This is a genomic window from Alphaproteobacteria bacterium (assembly GCA_040216735.1).
Lineage (GTDB): Bacteria > Pseudomonadota > Alphaproteobacteria > SHVP01 > SHVP01 > CALJDF01.
This window is the reverse complement of record JAVJOO010000002.1, coordinates 45,147-62,949: the sequence shown is the minus strand read 5'-3', so window position 1 is coordinate 62,949 and position 17,803 is coordinate 45,147. Positions and strand designations below refer to the sequence as shown.

Genomic DNA, 17,803 nt, shown 5'->3' with positions numbered 1-17,803 from the left:
CGCTGCAACCGGTGCCGTCCCTTCTGCTAGACTGGACAGATGCCCGATCTGAGTTTCGATTCCTCGGTCCTGTTCCATAGTGACGATCTTCCCCTCGCGCCGTTGTCCCTGCCGGGGGCGCCGCCAGATCTGCCGGCGCGCCTTCTGCGTCGGCTGGAGGACGGAACGGTGCGCAGCGCGCTGGTGGAGATGCCGGCGGGCTGGTCGTCGGACGCATTGGTCGGCACAGCGGCGCAACAGGGGTACGTGATCCAGGGTACGGTCCACGATGGCACGACGGCCTTGGCGGCGGGCACGTTCTTTTTTCACCCCGCCGGTCATCCGTTCCGTTGGCGGGCGGCGCAAGGCACGCGGCTGATCCTGATCTTGAATGCGCCGCAAACCTATGCGCCGGCCGCCGCAGCGCAGCCACAACCTGGTGCGATCGTGGCGCTCGACCCCGCCACGGTGGCGGTGACGCCGTCGTTGATCGATGGCAAACCCACCGGGGTGGTCCGCCGTGTGCTGTGGCAGGATCCGGTCAGCGGCGCCGACACGCGCCACCTGACGATCCCCAAGGGCGTTTCCGGGCTCGGTGCCGAATGGCACCCGTGCAACGAAGAGATTTTTTGTCTTACCCGCGACACCGTTGCGGGTGACGCGCATCCCTTTCGCGCCGGCAGCTTTCTGTTCAACCCCGCCTACGGCGTCCACGGCGGCAACCGCACGGTCAACTCCGCGGAAACGACGATGCTCGAATGGCACGACGGGCTGTGGGCAATCAATCGCTACACCGATTGACCCCGTACGGTTTGTTGGGTGCTGGCGTTTTGTCGGCAGATCGCGGCCGCATGGCCGATTAAACTGACGAGATCGACCAGGGAGGGCGGCATGGCCTACTACGAGAAGCTTGCAGCACGCGTTCACGCGATGCTCGGGCACCGCGACGACGTCGTTGAAAAGAAAATGTTCGGCGGCATCGCCTTTATGCTGCACGGCAATATGGCCTGCGGCATCGTCAAACAGGAACTGATGCTCCGGCTTGGGCCGGAGGCGGCCAGCAAGGCGCTCAAGCAAAAACACGCCCGCCCGATGGACTTCACCGGTCGCCCGATGACCGGCATGATTTACGTCGCCGCCGAAGGGATCAAGACCGCCAAACAGCTTAGGTCGTGGATCGACAAGGCCGAAGCCTTCGCCGACACGCTGCCCGCGAAGTAGCGCGGCAGCGCGCGTTCCGCGCTAGCATGGAGGCGGGAAAGATCGCGCCCGGCGGCGCGGCACCGAAGGAGCGGGGGCTCTATGCCACGGGATGAAATCGACGTGCCGATCGACGAGATCTATGTGCCGGTCGATCGGCGCAAGACGCTCAACCCGGAGACCGTCGAGTCGCTGTCGGCGAGTATTCTGGAAGAGGGGCTCAAGAACGCGCTCTACGTGCGCCACGATGGAAAGCGCTACATCCTCGTCGAGGGGTTGCACCGGCTCGAAGCGTGCCGGGCACTGGGCGAAACCACCGTCCGCGCGCTGCTGGTCCAGGCCCGCCGGAAGTAGCGCCTAGACCCGGCGTTTCTCGCTTCCGTGCAGACCCGGCCCGGGGTCGAGGCCGAGGGCCCAACGGCCCCAGGGCGGCATGTTGACGTCGAAGGCGACGCCGATTTGCGTCGCCATCGCCTGGACATCGCGGTAGTGCCGCTGCACCGGGTTTTCGTCCGACAGGCCGATCGCCCCCATCATCTGCACCAGGCGCTGGGTCGCGCGCACGCAGAGCTTGGCGATCAGTCCGCGGTTGCGCACGATCGCGGTGCGCTCGCCGTCGCTCAAGCGGCGGCCGGCCTTACCGGCGTCGTGCAGAATCTGGAAGTCCTGCACCGCGACGACGTCGGCGGCGTGGATTTCTGCCGCCGATTCCGCGACGCGCATTTGTACCGCCGAACTTTCCGCGACGCGGTTGCCGAAGATCGCGCCGGTTTTGGCGCGGGTGATGTCGAGATAGGCTTCGAGCGCCCCTTCGGCGGTACCGATCAGCGGCCCGAGCGGGCTCGACCCCTGCACCGGGGCGAACTCCATCGCGTAGATATAGCTCGGATTGACGCCTGCCCCCGGCGGCCCGCTTTCGTTGAACGCGACCGATGGCATGACACGGTGCGCCGGCACGAAGGTGCCGGGCACATGGATGTCCTTGGTGCCGGTGCCGCGCATCCCGGCCACGAACCAAGTGTCCTCGACCTCATAGTCCGTGCGCGGCAGCAGGACTTGGCAGGGCACGCCGTCGATCGGAAACAGCGCCATGGCCCATCCCGAATGGTCGACCCCGCTGGCAAAGCCGACCGAACCCGACACCTGATACCCGCCGGCGACCCGCTCAGTCTTGACGTTGGCGCGCGGCACCGATCCGGTGGTGATCAGCAAGTCTGCGTCGTCGGGCCAGACCTCGTCCTGGGCCTGTTTGGCGAACCGCGCGACATGACAGGAATGCTGACCGACGACCGAGGCCACCCATGCGGTCGACGGGCAAGCGTGCGCGAGAATTTTCGAAAAGCGGTACTGGGCGCCCCAGTCCATCTCGTAGCCGCCGTAGGCTTTGGGACGGAAAAAGCGGAAGAAACCGGCGTCGTGCAGTTTAGCCATCGTCTCGGGCGACAGCGCCCGGCGTTGCTCGGTCGCCGCGGCCTCGGTTTTGAGATAGGGAACCAAAGCGGTTGCTCGCGCGCAAAGATCGTCGATCGTCGGTACGGACATACGTTTCTCACTACTTCCAAACAACCTTGGAGTATGGTCACCGCCGCGCGACTACGGCGCAACCGCGGCGCGTGTATTGACCGCTACGCGAAGGGCCGGTCATGGTGCCGGCGTCCGATCCGCCTGCCTTGGGAGGTTCCATGCAAAACATCCTGCGCCGCACCACGATTGTCGTGCGCGACATTGATCGCTCGATTGCCTTTTACCGCGACGTGGTCGGCCTCCGTTTGGGCTGGGACCGCGAGTCCGTACTGGGCGACGCGATACCGCTTGCATCCGGTGCCAAAGGACGTTTTGCCACGGTGATGGGCGAGGACGAGGTCATCGGCATGATTGGGTTGCTCCAGGTGATTGACCCGCCTTTGCCGCCCGAACCGATTGTCGAGGCGGCGACATTGGGCATTGGCGCAACGATTTTCGTGATCGGAACGGAGGACTGCGACGGGATCTACACCCGCATGAAAGATTTCGGCAATCGCATCTACAAGGCGCCTTACGACCAGTCCATGAAGAGCCGCGACGGCGCGCCCATCAAGATGCGCTCGATGGCCGCGTGGGACCCCGACGACCATTTCCTCGAGATCAATCAGCGGTTCTGACCGAATCCCCCGCTGGCGGCTCACGCGGGCTTGATCGGCGTTCATGGCGCCGGGAGGAATAGGGCGCCCGGGCTCGTGTTGGCTAAGGGTAGGCCCTGCACCGGCGGGGCCCGCGAGGGGAGAGCCCGATGACCGGCAGGATGGAAGATCAAGCGGCACACCTCACGGACTACCTGGTCGATATGTGCGGCCCCGGCGCCGCCCGGCATGCGGCGGAACTCGCCCTCGCAGCGCACCGGCGCGAGGACTATGAGGGCGAAGCGTTTTGGTGGGTGGTGTCGATGCGCCTCGCGGGGCGCGGCACCCCGCTTGCCCTGGTGGCGTGATTAGCCCAACAGGGTTTTGCGCCGGTTCGCCGAGAGTTTCTGCGACCCCTCGTTGAGGATGCGCCGCTCGGCCTTGTCTTTCCACGACAACAGAAAATCGTAGACGGCGTTCGCATCGCTCTTGGTGGCTTCGCGCAGCGCCCAGCCCACCGCCTTTTTGACCCCGGCATCCTTCTCCTCCATGACGTGACGGCAAACCGCCAGCGTCGGCACGGCGTAGGCTCTGCCCTTTTGGTTGAGCACCGTGGTGGAAGCGATCGCGGCGCGGCGCCGCCAAGGGTTTTTGCTCTTGGCCCATTTCTCCAGCCGCGCGACCGCGCCTGTTTCGCCTGCGCCGATTTCGCCCGCGACGATCTCACCGATTACGTTCATCGACAGTTGGTCGCAGACTTCCCAATCCTCGATGCGGTCGATCAACGGATCGATTCGCGCGAGGTGCGCAGGCGTAAGTTTCTTTTTCAGCCGCGACAACACCACGATCGCGAATACCAACTCCTCGCGACACCGCCGCTCGAACGCGGCGGCGAGCAGATCGAGCGCGGTCGACGGGTCGAGGTCCTTGTGTGCCCGGTGCCAGGTTTGCGCGAGACGGCGGATCGTTGGCACCCGAACCCCGACGATCGTCACGCCGGTCGGCACCAGTTCCGATATTTTCTTGCGGTAGGCCGGTTCGGCCGCGCGCATTAGATCGGTGCGGACGGCGTCCAGTATTTTGATGGACGACACCTAGATTCCTCTAGGGCCTTGCGGCCGGAGACAGATGACCCATCGGTAATGCCGTGCGGTGCACGATCTGCTTGAGCGAAAACGACGACTTGATGCTGGCGATCCCGGGCACACGCGTCAGCCGGTGCATCAGGAAGTGTTCGTAGGCCGGCAGGTCGGCGACGACGACCCGCAACAAGTAGTCGGCATCGCCCGTCATCAGGTAGCACTCCATCACTTCGGGCCAGTCCGCGATGCGGCGTTCGAACTCCTCCAGCGCGGTCTCGATCTGCCGCTCCAACGTAACGTTCAGCATGACCGAGACGCCAAGGCCAAGTGCCGCCGGGGCGACCAGCGCAACGTAACCCGCGATCACCCCGCGCTCTTCTAACTCGCGCACCCGCCGCAGGCAGGCCGAGGGCGATAGGCCGACGGCATCGGCCAACTCGACATTGGTTTGGCGCGCCCGCACTTGGAGCTGTTGTAGAATTCGCCGATCGATCGAATCGAGGCTCGTTTCTGCCATTAAATTGTGCTGTTTGCCAAAATCATCGCATAGTATTGCAAATACTTCCCATATTTGCGCATCTTTCGCAATCTTGGCGCGGCGGTGCTCGGCTACAGTGCGCCTCTGAGGAGGATACCCATGACCGATACCCGGGCCCCGCGTGCCAACACCGTTGCCGGCCTCGCGCCGGACGATTTCGCCTGCCTCAAGGCGCTGGAGAAAAAGTCGTTCTGGCTGTCGTCATGGACCATCCATCACGCCAACCATCTGCGGCCCAATCGCGACGGGTTGAAGGTCGGCGGCCACCAAGCGTCGTCAGCTTCGTTGGTGACGTTGCTCACCGCGCTCTACTTCAACGAACTGCGCCCCACCGACCGGGTCGCGGTCAAACCCCATGCCAGTCCGGTCTACCACGCGATCCAGTACTTGATGGGCCGTCAGTCGGTCGAGAACCTGCAGAACTTCCGCGCCCTGGGCGGCGCGCAGTCCTATCCCTCGCGCACCAAGGACGTCGACCAGGTCGATTTCTCGACTGGCTCGGTCGGTCTTGGCGTTGCGGTGACCTTGTTCGCCTCGATGATCCAGGACTACCTATTTACTCGCAAGATGATGCCCGAGGACCAAGAGCCCGGACGCATGGTTGCGTTGATGGGCGATGCCGAACTCGACGAGGGCAACGTGTGGGAAGCGATGCTCGAAGGGTGGAAGCACGACGTGCGGAACCTCTGGTGGATCATCGACTACAACCGACAAAGCCTCGATTCGACAGTGTCCGACCGTCTGTTCGGGCGATTCGACGATATTTTCCGCACGACCAACTGGAACGTCATCACACTGAAATACGGCAAGAAGCTCGAAGCGGCCTACGCCAAGCCGGGCGGCGACGCGTTGGAAAAGTGGATCGACGAGTGCCCCAACTCGCTCTATTCGGCGCTGACCTACAAGGGCGGCGAGGGCTTTCGTGAGCATCTCAAACGCGACATCGGCAATGTCGCGGGGATCAAGGCGCTGCTTGACGAACATGACGACGCGGCGCTCGGCGACCTGATGACCGACCTTGCCGGTCACGACATGGAATCGGTGCTCGAAGCGTTCACCAAGGCCGACCCCGAGCGCCCCAATTGCTTCATCGCCTATACCGTCAAGGGCAAGGGGATGCCCTTCGCCGGCCACAAGGACAACCACGCGGGTTTGATGACGCCCGATCAGATGGCGCAGTTTCGTGACCACCTCGGCGTTGCCTCGGGCGAGGAATGGGCGCCCTTTGCCGGGCTCGACATTGCGCCCGACAAGCTGCAATCGTTTATCGAACGCGCGCCGTTTCTCGACCTCGCCAATCGCAACCACCGCGCGCCGCGCGTCGAGGTGCCGATCGACTTTCCCAAACAAAGCGGCGGTAAGGCGTCGACCCAGGAAGCCTTCGGCAAAATCCTCAACGAATTGGGCCGCGGCGATTCCGAACTGGCCGATCGGATCGTCACCGCGTCGCCCGACGTGTCGGTTTCGACCAATCTTGGCGCCTGGATCAATCAACGCGGGATCTTCGACCGGCTTGAACGGTCTGACGTGTTCAAGGACGAAAAGGTGCTGTCGCCGCTGAAATGGTCGATGGGCCAGAACGGCCAGCACATCGAACTCGGCATTGCCGAGAACAATCTTTTTCTGTTCCTCGCCGCCGCCGGCCTGTCCGGCCCGATCTTTGGCAAACGTCTGTTGCCGGTGGGCACGCTATACGATCCGTTCATCATGCGCGGCCTCGATGCGCTGAACTACGCCTGCTACCAGGATTCGCGGTTCATGCTGGTGGCGACCCCGTCGGGGATCACGCTCGCGCCCGAGGGCGGCGCCCACCAATCGATCGCAACGCCGCTCATCGGCATGGCGCAGGACAAACTCGCGTCGTTCGACCCGGCGTTCACCGACGAGCTTGCTGTCATCATGCGCTGGGGTTTTGAACATATGCAGGCCGACGACGGCGGCTCGGTGTACCTGCGCCTATCGACGCGTGCACTGGAACAGCCTAGCCGTGACATCGACGGGATCGCCGACGACATCGTCCGCGGTGCCTATTGGCAGGTCGCGCCGGATGCCGGTGCGCCGCTGGCGATCGTCTATTCTGGCGCGGTCGCGCCCGAGGCGATGGCCGCCCATGCCGAAATCGTCGAGGACATCCCCGGCGCCGGGTTGCTCGCGGTCACCTCGCCCGATCTCTTGCATCTCGATTGGAGCACGGCACGCACCGGCCAAACCCACGCCGGCAGCCTTCTGAGCCGGTTGGCCCCCGACGCGGCGTTGATCACGGTGCTCGATGGGGCGCCCGCGACGTTGTCGTGGCTTGGCTCCGTCCGGGGGCAGCAGGTCCACCCGTTGGGCGTCAACCGCTTCGGTCAATCGGGCGATATCCCTGACCTCTACCGAACCTACGGTCTGGATGCTGCGGCGATCGTCGACGCCTGCGCCACCGCCTGTCTTGCGCGGATGGGCGCCTAGTCGGTCTCGATCAGTTCGATCAACTCGCCCGCAGCGCCGTAACAGGTGACCTGCCGGCGCCCGCCATAGGGCGCGATATCGAACCGACTCGGTTCGCCCAGCCAGTACAGCGGCAGGTCGTCCACCCCCGGCGTCTCGAACGTGGCCATCGCGATGCCCGGCACCAAATAGCCGCGCACGCCGCGGCGCTTGGCCGTCATTTCAGGGTATTGGTCGATCTCGATATAGCTTTCGCCGGGGAGCGCGATCGTTGTCATCTGGTGGCGTTCCGTCGGCTCAAGGTCGAAGGCATCGTTGACCCCACGGATCGGCGTTGCCACCTCGGGCCCGGCCGGGCGTTGGAACTTGTCGCGGTAAAACGCCCGTACCTTGCCGAGATCCTCGGCGGCGGCGACGGCAATGAATGGCCGGTCGACCGGGTCGGTGGCGATCGGCAAATCGTACCCCGGCAAGGCCCGGCGGATTTGAGTGAAGATCAGGATTTCCTGTGCCGGCCCGCGCACGGTCATCGCCCGCAGGGCGCCGTCGCCGAAGGCGAGGTCGGCGGGCGGACTGACGGTGACGAAGGGCGAGCCTGCCAACGACCGGGCCAGGCCGTCGACGTCGGCGACGACGATTTCAACCGCGGCCCAACCGAAGGTGCGCAAGGGCCGGTAGGTCTCGGGCAACAGGCCCTCGACAAAGCGCAGACTTACCCCGGTATTGCCGGGCGGCGTCATCACGCCGTAGCGCGCCTCGGCATTTTGCGGCGCGGCCCATGACTGCGCCAGCGCGGCGGGCACGTAGGCGCTTTCGAGCAGGCGGTAACCAAGGTGGGCGCGGTAGGCCTCGACGATGTTCGGCAGATCGGCCACCGCGACCGTGACCGCGACGAGACGGCCCAGCGGCGCCGGTGTGCTCGCGCCCGGGTCCGTCGACGGCGTGTTCAACTATTCCTCGACGAGTTCGATGAGCTCCCCGGCCAACCCGGTGGTGACGCCGACACGCTTGCCGTTATAGGGGGCGGCGGCGATGACTTGGGGTTCGGCGAGGAACGGGAGCCCGACCTTGTCGAGCGAATCGGTGACGAACGACACCGTTGCGATCCCCGGCGGCAAGCTGCCTGCGTTGCGCGGCCGTGCCTTGGCCGAAGGCGGGTAGTGGTCGATTTCGATCAGTGTCTGGCCGCCCAACTTGACCGTGCAAATCCCCATCTTGGTCCCTTTGGGCAAACCCATCGCGTCGGTGACCAGCCCGAGTTCGATGTCGGGGGCGACCATGCCGGGTTCGACCTGCGCGAAGGTTTCCATGTACCAGGCGCGCGACTTCATCATGTCGGGCGTCCCCAGCGGCATGATGAAAATGCGGTCAATGAACGACTTGGCGATCGGTAGATGGGGTAAGCTGCCATCGTCGGGAATCTGCGTCAGGTACAGAACTTCCTCGGCCCGCCCCAGGACCTGCATGGCGCGGATCGACGACGTGGAGCCAAGATTCTTAGGTCCGGCGAGGTGCTTGAACGGCGACCCTTTTAATTTGGCCGGGATCGCATCGACGTCGGCGACGCCGATCTCCATCGAATGCCAGCCGAAGGTGGTCATCGCCTTATAGCCCGGCACCGGCGGCGCTTCGACGAACCGAATCCATTGCCGCTCGCCGCTTTCGGGGCCGAGGATCTTGAAGGCCGCGCCCTTATGCGCGGGTGTATTCCAGACCGCGGCCTGCTCGTCCGACACCGTGCCCTTACTGAGGACACGGTAGCCGAGATAATCGAGATAGGGCGCGACCGCCGCGTCCAGATCGGGCGCCAGCACGGTGGCGCCCGCGATGGGGCCGAGAATTGCTTTGTCGTGAGCCATGGGATGTCCTCTCGCTGGAACGCCGGGAGAGCACTGTAGGTGAGGGGTGGCCGGGCTGGCAAACGGCACGGACCGCAACCCTTGAGTTGGGCGGGCGCGGCGTCCTATCGTGACCCAGGGGAGGCGACCATGACCGCAAGTACGGAATTCGAAGTTCACGATATCGACCTCAAGGGTAAGGTCGACGCCGCCGAATGGCAGGTGCGCTGCGATCTCGCCGCGTGCTACCGGCTGTGCAACGAGTTCGGCATCGTCGACCGGATCAATACTCACATCTCCGCACGCGTGCCGGGCAGCGACGGCGACTTCCTGCTCAATCCCGTGGGCCTGTTGTTTGACGAGGTGACCGCCTCCAGCCTGGTGCGGATCGACCGCGACGGCAACAAGGCCGACCCGGATCATCCCTATGACGTGAACCCGGCGGGCTATGTGATTCACGCCGCCGTTCTCAACGTGCGTTCGGATATTACTTGCGTGATCCATCACCATTCGCTGGCGGGCATCGCGGTCGCCGGGCTCAAGGAGGGCCTGCTGCCGGTGAGCCAACATGCGCTGCAGTTCTACAACCGCATCGCCTACCACGACTACGAGGGCTTTCCGACTCAGGACGACGACGAATGCGCCCGGATGGCGTCCAACCTGGGCAACCACCGCAACATGTTCCTGCGCAATCACGGCGTACTCGTCGGCGGTCGCTCGATCGGCGAAGCGTTTTGCGTCATGGACGATCTCGAAAAGGCCTGCCAAGCCCAACTGATGATGCAAGCGACGGGGCGCGAATTGCATTTGCCCTCGCCGGAGATGTGCGAAAAGACCGCCCAGCAGTTCGAGAATATCGGTCGCCCACGCGGCGAGACCGAGTGGCCCGCGATGAAACGTCTGCTCGACCGTAAAGGCATGACCTACGCCGTTTGAAACCGAGAGGACTCAGCGTGAAACACCGCGAACTACGTTACGAGATCGACTACCTCACCGCCGACGGGACCAAGCGCGGGCAGGAACCCTGCACTGTGACCGTCCATAGCGACGGCCAGCGCACCATCCGCGCGCGCTCCGAAATCTTCGACACCGAAATCGTGCGCGACGTCGTTTATACTCTCGATGCGTCGTTCCGCCCGGTAGATTGCTTCATCAAGGTACGCCAGTACGACAAGACGATCGGCTCGACCTGGTTTCGCTTCGATGGCGCCGTCGCTGAATGCGAGGGGTTCACGGCCAATGAGGGGCGGATTTCGCAACGCTTCGATCTGTCCGGCCCTGCGCAGTCGTTCATCACGCACGCCGTCGCCACCGACGTCTGGCACTGTACCAATATTAAGAAAGATCCTTCCGCGGGGCGGCAGTTGATCGACCCGATTCCCAGTTGTTCGCCGCTCGCCAACGGCGCGTCGGGGCCGATGCTCGGCCTATGGCCGATGACCGCCGAATATATCGGCGTCGAAACCATCGATGTGCCGGGTGGCACGTTCGAGGCCGAACATGTGCGTTACGTCGAGCTAGACGGGTCGCTGTGGTTAGAGATGTGGTGCACCAACGACGCTGACCGGGTGATGCTCAAAATGCACTACCCGGTCTACGATTCAAGCTACGTCCTGACCGCGCTGCACCGCGACGCTTAGTTGCGTCGCGGCCTATTCCTAACTACGGCTCGCGGTCACCATATAACGCGGGAACTGGGGCTCTTCGACCCATAGGGTTTTGTCCATCAACGAGCGGATGGTTGGCCTGACGAAACCCGCGCTTTCGAGCAATGCAGTGATCTCCGTCGCCGGGCGGCCCCCAAGCAGCGGCAGGCTCTGCCCAATTTGTTGATACTCCTCCTTCATGCTGGCGCTCTTGAATTCACCCTCGACGAGAATGATGCGGCCACCCGACCGAAGTAGGGTCAACCAGTTCTTCGCCGCCGCAACGGGGTCGGGCAGCGTCCAGATGACATGGCGCATGCAGATGAGATCGAAACGGCCAATATCCGTGGCTGGCGCTTCGGCATCGCCGGATAGAAAGACGGCTTTTGATCCCGCATCTGCAGCCTTGCGACGCGCTTCGGTGAGCATACCCTCGGCCATGTCGATCCCCGTGGCGCGGTGGCCGAGTTCGGACAACAAGAGCGCCAAGAAGCCGGTACCGCAACCGATGTCCAGCACATCGAGCGGGGAGGGGCCCGCCACATCGGCGAGTAAGGCGCGCCAGGCGTCATGCTGGGCGTCGTTCAGCAGGCCGTGGCTTGCCTCTTGATCGAAGCTCGATGCTCGACGGTGCCAGTGCTGTGCGACAAGATTCTTTACGTGCTCGGTCGGTGGGGCGGTGTCGTTGATCATTTCTATTTCCTTCCTCGCCTGGGGTTATGCTGCCGCGGCACGAATGCGCCGGCGGACGGACTCGACTGGGGTTACGGTAATGAATCCGTCGGAGGAACGGACGCGTGCGTGAACGCCGTAAACCTCGGAAATCATGGCTTCGGTCAATACGTCGGTAGGGAGGCCCTGCGCGTACACTCTGCCCTCGCATAAAACGATGAAGGCGTCGGCGTAACGGACCGCGAGATTGAGGTCGTGAATTGCGACCATCGTGGTCATGCGGCGCGCACGCGTAACTTCCGTTACGAGGTCGAGCACTTCGACTTGATGCTGTAAGTCGAGCGCGCTGGTCGGTTCGTCGAGCAGCAACAGGTCGGGCGCGCGTACGACGGCCTGCGCAAGTGAGACCAGCTGTTTTTGGCCGCCGCTGAGTTCGCTGAGATGGCGGTCGGCGAGTCGCTCGATACCGAGGTCGATCAGGGCCTCTCCAACCGCGGCGATATCTTCTGTACTGACGCGCCACTGCGCAGTTTGCTTGCGGGCCAGCAGCACGGCTTCGAACACCGTTAGTACTGCGTTGACGGGCACTTCCTGCGGCAGATAACAGAGTTGCCGACGCCGCGTTTCAGGCGACATGGCGTCGATCGACACGCCGTCGACCCGCACGCTGCCACGACCGTGTAGGAGGCCCGCGATGCATTTGAACAAGGTGGATTTGCCCGCGGCGTTGGGTCCAATGACCGCCGTCACTGCGCCGGGTAGCAAGCCCGGCAACGTAATGTCGTCCAGTACGAGCCGCGTGCCGTAGGCAAATGATAGCCGTTCTATAGAAAGGTCTAACCCCACGATTCCCTCCGTCTTGCAAAAATGAGGCTTAAAAAGAACGGTATGCCGACCAGCGCCGTGATGATGCCGATGGGGAAAATGACGCCCGGAATTAGTTCTTTGCTGACGATGGAGGTTGCGGACATCATGATCGCGCCAGCGAGTGCGGCTACCGGTAGAAAGAACCGTTGATCCTCGCCGACGAGCATGCGTGCGATATGCGGCCCGACAAGGCCGACGAAACCAATCGTACCGACAAAAGCAACCGCAACGGATGCCAACAGAGAGACCAGAACGAGGACGCGTAGGCGGAGCGCGCGAACATTGATGCCGAGGCTGCGCGCTTTCTCGTCGCCCAAACGCAGCGCGGTGAGCGGCCACACACTGATCACAAGGAACGGTGTGACCGTGAAGATTGTGGCAAAGGCGACACCGACTTTGCCCCAGGTCGCCTTGGTCAGGCTGCCGAGCGTCCAGAAAACGACTTCTTGCAGCGCCTGTTCGGTGGCGATGTATTGCAGCAGTGCAAGCAACGCGTTGAAGGTGAAGACGAGGGCGATACCGAGAAGGACGACTGTCTCGATGGTGACGCCGCGCAGTTGGCTAGCGAAATAGATCAGCAGCGCGGCGAGCATTGCAAAAAGGAAGGCGTTGGCAGGGATCAGTGCGACGCCGGCCAGCGGCAGCACGCCGACGCCAAGGACGATGGCCAGCGCCGCGCCGAAACCGGCTGCTGCCGAGATACCCAAGGTGAAGGGGCTCGCGAGGGGATTGTTGAGGATCGTCTGCATCTCCGCGCCCGCTATAGCGAGGGCCGCGCCGACGGCAACGGCCATCAGCGCCACGGGAAGACGAATTTCCCAGACGATGACTTTTGAAGCGGCCGCAACGGATCCGGGCGCAACGACAGCTTGAATGACTTCCCAAAGCGGCAGGCGAGCGGGCCCCAGAGCGATGTCGAGCAACAAGCAGAGCAGGAGGAGTGCGGTCATGCTCCCGAGCAAGAGTGTCTTGCGGCGCACGATACTTCGGTAGACGCCCTCGCCACTTGGTGCGGTTGCGATGTGCGACATGTGGTTACCCAAAAAAGGTGGGCCCCGCCGAAGCGAGGCCCAAGGTTAGGAAATCAGGAGGCCGGATCGAGAGTGGCGAAGTAGCCCCCGCGATACGCCACTGGCAGGAACGCGTCGTGGAAGCGCTTGAAGGTTTCATCTGGATCGATGTCGGCGAATGCCTGCGGGTTGATCCACTTGGCGAACGCCTGCAACGCTACGAAGTTGTAAGGCGAGTTGTAGAACTGGTGCCAAATAGCGTGGAAATGACCGCCCTTTAGCGCCGAAAGTTCTTCGAATCCGTAGCGGCTTGCGAGGCTGTGCAGGCGTTCCTGTACCCGCCGCGGATCGGCCCCTGCGCCGACCGGCGCGGCTGTGTTGCCCGGAGCGAGCGAGTCCCAGTCCGAACCGGTGACGATGAAGATGTCGGGTGAGGACGTCATCACCTGTTCCGGGTTGAGTGAACCCGTTGGCCCAGGCAGCAGCGTCGCGGCGATATTCTCTCCTCCTGCTCTTTCAATCAGAAGCCCGAGGCTTTCGGCACCCCAGGTTTCGCAGCAGTCGTTCTTGAAAAAGCCGCCGCCGGCTGCGCGTTCAATAAAGACCTTTGGGCGTGGTCCTTTAAGGGCAGCAATCCGCTGATAGACCGTGGCCTGTTCGCGAAGGAGGAAATCGGCCATCGCCTGAGCACGTTCTTGACGCTCCAATAGGCGGCCCATTAACAGCATGCTCGGGATCGTGTTGTCCAAGGGACGTTCGCGGAAGTCGACGAAGACGACCGGGATGTCTGCGGCCGCCAACTGATCAAGGAGACCTGACGCTTTGGTCGCCTCATGCACTTGCAAGTGCATGAAGACGAGGTCGGGTTTCATCGCGATGGCTTTTTCGGCGCTGAAAGCGCCGCGACCAGGGTTGCCGAATTCGGCGACTTGGTCGATCTCTGGGAAGCGGTCGCGATAGGCGGCATAGCCGCCAGGGTCGACGTTCTTGAGATCGGTTTGCCAACCGACGATGCGCCCAAACGGCTTGTCGGCATCAAGGGCCGCCGTGACGTAGAACTGACGCCCCTCGCCCAGGATCATGCTTTGGACCGGTTGATTGACGGTAACCGTACGGCCCGCGATGTCGGTAACGGAGATCGTTTGCGCCGCCAATGCTGGTGTAGACGACAGGATGAGTGCGGCCGTTAGGCCTGCTCGGAGGGGGTTAATCATTGAGGTGCCTTACTGCGAATGAGAATCAATATCATCATTATGATTTAGTTGAGAATGATTCGCAATAGAGTCTGCCGACAGGCCGGTGCCTAGCCGCGCCTGGACCTCGTTCCGGGGGTTAGTGGTGGGGTCCGCGGCCGGCTGCGATCATCAGGTGGTGTTCTTGATGGTGCGCGCCCAACGTCATTACACCGAAGAATCCAAGGCCGGCGAGTTTCGCCAGATCTTCGGGGCGGGTCGCGGTAACGGTCATGACCGCCCCGCGGGGGTCGTCCGCCGCTACGATGGTCAGTCCGTGACTGCCCGATGCGGTTGCCGCGTGGGCGCTCACCATACGTGCGATCGACTCGCGCACCGATCCCGCGCCGGTCACGACGTAGCGAAAACCGCCGTCGATCGGGGTGGTCTCCACCTCTGCCCGAAGGGTCACGTTATCCATATCGACGATATGCCGGCGCAAGCCGTCGATATCCACCGCCGCCCAGTCGGTCCTAGGATCAGCCTCCAAGAGGGACACGATTTCTTGAATCGCGGCAAAGCTTGCCTGGCCCGGTTCCCGCGCCGCCGACGGTGAACCGACCGTGTCGGCGGATGCGGCGTGGGTCATGCCGGGCGTGTGAGAATGGCCGGACTGCTGGGCCTGGGCCAGGGACGGGAGCACGAGGATCGAGGCGAGTAAGAGTCGGCGCATGGGGTATTCTCCTGGGACGAAAAGGGGATTTCGGTGGGGTGGCTAGGCGTTCGATCCGGCGGCCTCGCTTTAAAACAAAAGGCGGGTACCAAGAACAAAGAACAGGGTCCGGTCGTCTTCGCCCTCGGCGCGGCGAAAATCGGATGTCTTGCCGAACGATCGTTCGTAGGTGAGCCCGACATATGGCGAGATCGCGCGGTCGACGAGGTCGTAGCTCACGCGCGCGCCGAGTTCGATTCTCGGCCCCCAGGCGCCGAGTGCAATCGGCCTGTCGTTGGCCAGCGGCACGTCGATCTCGACACTCGGGGTTACGATGATCCGGTTGGTAATCAAGCCCTCATACTCGGCCTCAAAACTGAACACGGGGTTCTCCGACAGGTACAGGTCAGCATCGATCTCGAACCACTGCGGTGTGAGGCCCTTGATCCCGACAACCCCGTAGGTTCGATCGGGGCCGTGGGGCGTATCGAGCCGCACACCCACAACCGCATCGAAAAAGGTCGAGATCGGTTTTTGTAAGCGAAGTTGGTTCGACAGCGATTCGAACAAACCGGTTCCGGTTGAAACCTCGGCTTGGCTGCGCCAGACAAGCTTCAGTTCGTCGCGACCGACGAGGGCATCGGCGTCCCACACGACGTTGTTGTGGTTGCTTTCGCCGCGGCGGGCTTCCAGTTGTTCGACCTGAGTGCCCCAGATCAGGGGCTCGGACGCAGCGGGACCGGCGAGGACGGCGATCCCGGCCGCGCCGAGGACAATGGCAAGGAGGTGCTTTTGCATATCCCTATCCTTCCCGCCCGGGGGCCGCGACGGCGGCCCGGGGACCGGGCGCACCCTCGACGACGATCTCGCGGAACATACCTGCGTCCATGTGGTACGAGAGGTGGCAGTGGAACGCCCAGCGACCCAACGCGTCGACCTCCGTCTCGGTATAGACCGTCGTCCCTGGCGCAACGCTGATCGTGTGCTTGATCGGGTTCAGCCGCCCGCTCCCGGTGTCGAGGATCGACCACATGCCGTGCAGATGCATGGGATGACTCATCATTGTCTCGTTGACGAACTTAAAGCGGACGCGTTCGCCGTAGGTCAGTCGGATCGGTTCGGCATCGCTGTATTTCACCCCGTTGATCGACCACGTGTAGCGCTCCATGTTCCCGGTTAGACGCAGTTCGATTTCGCGGTTCGGCGGGCGCACTGCGTAAAGCGGGCGCTGCGCCTTCAGGTCGGCATAGGACAGGAACTTGCCGCCCTCGGCGGCTTCGGGCGTCAGTCCGCTGCCTGCGGCATAGAACGGATCGGTGGCTCCGGCAGCGCCGCCGTGGGCGCTATGGTCCATCCCCGCCATGGTCCGACCGTCGGGCATGGTGTGGGCGCCGTCCCCTCGGTCGGCCGCCGCTCCGTGACCCATTGCGCTGTGGTCCATGCCCGGCGTGGCTTTGCCTTCGGTCATGGTGTCGCCGGTACCGTCGCCGTCGCCCATCGCGGCCATATCGTGGCCCATCGCGTCGTGGTCCATGCCCATGTCGGCCATCGACAGGAGGCCGGGGCGGCGCAGCGGCGTGATGTCGCCGGCCATGCCCTCGCGCGGCGCCAACGTGCCGCGCGCCATAGCGGTGCGGCCCATCGATTCGGCGAGGATCGAATATGCTCGTTCTTCGGTCGGGCGCACGATCACATCGAAGGTTTCGGCGACGGCGATTCGCAGCTCGTCTACGGTGACCGGCTGGACGTTGTTTCCGTCGGCTTGCACCACGGTCATCTTGAGACCTGGAATCCGAATGTCGAAATAGGTCATGGCGGACGAGTTGATGAACCGCAGGCGGACCCGCTCGCCGGGTTTGAAAAGTCCGGTCCAGTTCTGTTCTGGACCTTTACCGTTGATCAGCGGCGTGAACCCTTGGAGGTCTTCGATGTCGGTCGGCATCATCCGCATTTCGCCCCACGCGCCGCGGTCGGCCAGGGCCGCACCCAATCCGTCTTTCTTCGCGTCGCCGAGGAAATCGAACAGCGTGCGCTGCTGGCGGTTGTAGTAGTCCGGCATCATCTTCAGGTTGCGCATGATTCGCTTGCCGGCGTGGGGATGCGCATCGGCCAGTTGCACGACGTAGTCGCGGTCGAAGCGAAACGGCTCCCGCTCCTGGGGCTCGATGACGATGGCGCCGTAAGCGCCGTCGGGCTCCTGGAAGCCGGAATGGCTATGGAACCAATAGGTGCCGCTCTGCACGATCGGGAAACGGTAGGTGAACGTCTCGCCCGGCGCGATGCCGGGGTAGCTGAGACCCGGCACACCGTCTTGCTCGAACGGAAGAATCAGTCCGTGCCAGTGGATCGACGTCGATTCCTTCAGATTGTTGGTCACGTTGATGGTGACCTCTTCGCCTTCCTTGAAGCGGAGTACCGGACCCGGCGTCGCGCCGTTGTAACCGATTCCGCTGCGGGTGAATTGCCCGGTGTCGATAGTCACTTTGTCGACCGTCAGGTCGTACTGTCCGGCGGTGGCGGCGCCGGCCGTGGCCAATAGGGCGGCGCTCATCAAGAGC

At 63.3% G+C, this 17,803-nt stretch carries 20 protein-coding genes; 8 read left to right on the top strand and 12 right to left on the bottom strand.

Features of this window, described 5'->3' with window-relative positions; translation table 11 throughout:
- Positions 1-39 precede the first annotated feature (39 nt).
- The 3 genes from RID42_01405 to RID42_01395 all read left to right on the top strand — a co-directional run bounded on the left by RID42_01405 (position 40) and on the right by RID42_01395 (position 1,533).
- Positions 40-780, top strand: coding sequence for a DUF4437 domain-containing protein (locus tag RID42_01405; GenBank protein MEQ8246315.1), 741 nt, complete (start codon positions 40-42; stop codon positions 778-780).
- Positions 781-870: 90 nt separating this feature from the next.
- Positions 871-1,200 (top strand): TfoX/Sxy family protein, encoded by a 330-nt coding sequence (locus RID42_01400; GenBank protein ID MEQ8246314.1) that lies wholly within the window; start codon positions 871-873, stop codon positions 1,198-1,200.
- 81 nt (positions 1,201-1,281) lie between these two features.
- A complete protein-coding gene (locus RID42_01395; protein MEQ8246313.1) occupies positions 1,282-1,533 on the top strand; it encodes a ParB N-terminal domain-containing protein in 252 nt (83 codons plus the stop codon).
- 3 nt (positions 1,534-1,536) lie between these two features.
- On the opposite strand, the gene RID42_01390 is transcribed toward RID42_01395, so the two are convergent.
- Positions 1,537-2,721 carry an acyl-CoA dehydrogenase family protein gene (locus RID42_01390; protein ID MEQ8246312.1) on the bottom strand — a complete coding sequence of 395 codons (1,185 nt, stop codon included), beginning with the start codon at positions 2,719-2,721 and terminating at the stop codon, positions 1,537-1,539.
- 140 nt (positions 2,722-2,861) lie between these two features.
- On the opposite strand from RID42_01390, the gene RID42_01385 reads away from it, so the two are divergent.
- Together RID42_01385 and RID42_01380 are read left to right on the top strand one after the other, a co-directional pair.
- Entirely contained in the window at positions 2,862-3,320 is a 459-nt protein-coding gene (locus tag RID42_01385) for a VOC family protein (protein ID MEQ8246311.1), read from the top strand.
- A gap of 128 nt (positions 3,321-3,448) precedes the next feature.
- Positions 3,449-3,646 carry a hypothetical protein gene (locus tag RID42_01380; GenBank protein ID MEQ8246310.1) on the top strand — a complete coding sequence of 66 codons (198 nt, stop codon included), beginning with the start codon at positions 3,449-3,451 and terminating at the stop codon, positions 3,644-3,646.
- Here the strand turns inward: RID42_01380 and RID42_01375 are convergent, their stop codons facing one another.
- Both RID42_01375 and RID42_01370 read right to left on the bottom strand, forming a co-directional pair.
- A complete protein-coding gene (locus RID42_01375; GenBank protein MEQ8246309.1) occupies positions 3,647-4,372 on the bottom strand; it encodes a DNA alkylation repair protein in 726 nt (241 codons plus the stop codon).
- 10 nt (positions 4,373-4,382) lie between these two features.
- Positions 4,383-4,877 carry an Lrp/AsnC family transcriptional regulator gene (locus RID42_01370; GenBank protein ID MEQ8246308.1) on the bottom strand — a complete coding sequence of 165 codons (495 nt, stop codon included), beginning with the start codon at positions 4,875-4,877 and terminating at the stop codon, positions 4,383-4,385.
- Positions 4,878-4,997: 120 nt separating this feature from the next.
- Here RID42_01370 and RID42_01365 point away from each other — a divergent pair, with 120 nt between their 5' ends.
- A complete protein-coding gene (locus tag RID42_01365; protein MEQ8246307.1) occupies positions 4,998-7,349 on the top strand; it encodes a 1-deoxy-D-xylulose-5-phosphate synthase N-terminal domain-containing protein in 2,352 nt (783 codons plus the stop codon).
- Here RID42_01365 and RID42_01360 read toward each other — a convergent pair.
- Together RID42_01360 and RID42_01355 are read right to left on the bottom strand one after the other, a co-directional pair.
- Positions 7,346-8,278: a hypothetical protein gene (locus tag RID42_01360; GenBank protein ID MEQ8246306.1), complete on the bottom strand. Its 933-nt coding sequence runs from the start codon at positions 8,276-8,278 to the stop codon at positions 7,346-7,348. The genes RID42_01365 and RID42_01360 overlap by 4 nt on opposite strands.
- On the bottom strand, positions 8,279-9,187 hold the full coding sequence (locus tag RID42_01355; protein MEQ8246305.1) for a hypothetical protein: 909 nt from the start codon (positions 9,185-9,187) through the stop codon (positions 8,279-8,281).
- Between the two features lie 129 nt (positions 9,188-9,316).
- Here RID42_01355 and RID42_01350 point away from each other — a divergent pair, with 129 nt between their 5' ends.
- Together RID42_01350 and RID42_01345 are read left to right on the top strand one after the other, a co-directional pair.
- Positions 9,317-10,102, top strand: a complete 786-nt coding sequence (locus tag RID42_01350; protein MEQ8246304.1) for a class II aldolase/adducin family protein — start codon at positions 9,317-9,319, stop codon at positions 10,100-10,102.
- A 17-nt stretch (positions 10,103-10,119) separates the two neighbouring features.
- Complete coding sequence (locus tag RID42_01345; GenBank protein ID MEQ8246303.1) at positions 10,120-10,806, top strand: hypothetical protein; 687 nt, start codon at positions 10,120-10,122, stop codon at positions 10,804-10,806.
- 18 nt (positions 10,807-10,824) lie between these two features.
- Here the strand turns inward: RID42_01345 and RID42_01340 are convergent, their stop codons facing one another.
- The 7 genes from RID42_01340 to RID42_01310 form a co-directional block, all read right to left on the bottom strand.
- A complete protein-coding gene (locus RID42_01340) occupies positions 10,825-11,505 on the bottom strand; it encodes a class I SAM-dependent methyltransferase (GenBank protein MEQ8246302.1) in 681 nt (226 codons plus the stop codon).
- Between the two features lie 24 nt (positions 11,506-11,529).
- Positions 11,530-12,330 carry an ABC transporter ATP-binding protein gene (locus RID42_01335; protein ID MEQ8246301.1) on the bottom strand — a complete coding sequence of 267 codons (801 nt, stop codon included), beginning with the start codon at positions 12,328-12,330 and terminating at the stop codon, positions 11,530-11,532.
- Entirely contained in the window at positions 12,321-13,382 is a 1,062-nt protein-coding gene (locus RID42_01330) for an iron ABC transporter permease (protein MEQ8246300.1), read from the bottom strand. The genes RID42_01335 and RID42_01330 overlap by 10 nt, the downstream gene beginning before the upstream one ends.
- A gap of 53 nt (positions 13,383-13,435) precedes the next feature.
- Positions 13,436-14,575: an ABC transporter substrate-binding protein gene (locus RID42_01325; protein ID MEQ8246299.1), complete on the bottom strand. Its 1,140-nt coding sequence runs from the start codon at positions 14,573-14,575 to the stop codon at positions 13,436-13,438.
- 118 nt (positions 14,576-14,693) lie between these two features.
- On the bottom strand, positions 14,694-15,266 hold the full coding sequence (locus RID42_01320; GenBank protein MEQ8246298.1) for a hypothetical protein: 573 nt from the start codon (positions 15,264-15,266) through the stop codon (positions 14,694-14,696).
- 69 nt (positions 15,267-15,335) lie between these two features.
- Positions 15,336-16,043, bottom strand: coding sequence for a copper resistance protein B (locus RID42_01315; protein ID MEQ8246297.1), 708 nt, complete (start codon positions 16,041-16,043; stop codon positions 15,336-15,338).
- A 4-nt stretch (positions 16,044-16,047) separates the two neighbouring features.
- Positions 16,048-17,796 (bottom strand): copper resistance system multicopper oxidase, encoded by a 1,749-nt coding sequence (locus RID42_01310; protein MEQ8246296.1) that lies wholly within the window; start codon positions 17,794-17,796, stop codon positions 16,048-16,050.
- Between the last annotated feature and the right edge of the window lie 7 nt (positions 17,797-17,803).

Coding starts and splice junctions, on each gene's coding strand:
- RID42_01385 (MEQ8246311.1), top strand. CDS start 2,862: ATGCAAAACATCCTGCGCCGCACCACGATTGTCGTGCGCGACATTGAT.
- RID42_01330 (MEQ8246300.1), bottom strand. CDS start 13,382: ATGTCGCACATCGCAACCGCACCAAGTGGCGAGGGCGTCTACCGAAGT.
- RID42_01350 (MEQ8246304.1), top strand. CDS start 9,317: ATGACCGCAAGTACGGAATTCGAAGTTCACGATATCGACCTCAAGGGT.
- RID42_01400 (MEQ8246314.1), top strand. CDS start 871: ATGGCCTACTACGAGAAGCTTGCAGCACGCGTTCACGCGATGCTCGGG.
- RID42_01390 (MEQ8246312.1), bottom strand. CDS start 2,721: ATGTCCGTACCGACGATCGACGATCTTTGCGCGCGAGCAACCGCTTTG.
- RID42_01395 (MEQ8246313.1), top strand. CDS start 1,282: ATGCCACGGGATGAAATCGACGTGCCGATCGACGAGATCTATGTGCCG.
- RID42_01365 (MEQ8246307.1), top strand. CDS start 4,998: ATGACCGATACCCGGGCCCCGCGTGCCAACACCGTTGCCGGCCTCGCG.
- RID42_01325 (MEQ8246299.1), bottom strand. CDS start 14,575: ATGATTAACCCCCTCCGAGCAGGCCTAACGGCCGCACTCATCCTGTCG.
- RID42_01370 (MEQ8246308.1), bottom strand. CDS start 4,877: ATGGCAGAAACGAGCCTCGATTCGATCGATCGGCGAATTCTACAACAG.
- RID42_01315 (MEQ8246297.1), bottom strand. CDS start 16,043: ATGCAAAAGCACCTCCTTGCCATTGTCCTCGGCGCGGCCGGGATCGCC.
- RID42_01320 (MEQ8246298.1), bottom strand. CDS start 15,266: ATGCGCCGACTCTTACTCGCCTCGATCCTCGTGCTCCCGTCCCTGGCC.
- RID42_01405 (MEQ8246315.1), top strand. CDS start 40: ATGCCCGATCTGAGTTTCGATTCCTCGGTCCTGTTCCATAGTGACGAT.
- RID42_01355 (MEQ8246305.1), bottom strand. CDS start 9,187: ATGGCTCACGACAAAGCAATTCTCGGCCCCATCGCGGGCGCCACCGTG.
- RID42_01380 (MEQ8246310.1), top strand. CDS start 3,449: ATGACCGGCAGGATGGAAGATCAAGCGGCACACCTCACGGACTACCTG.
- RID42_01340 (MEQ8246302.1), bottom strand. CDS start 11,505: ATGATCAACGACACCGCCCCACCGACCGAGCACGTAAAGAATCTTGTC.
- RID42_01310 (MEQ8246296.1), bottom strand. CDS start 17,796: ATGAGCGCCGCCCTATTGGCCACGGCCGGCGCCGCCACCGCCGGACAG.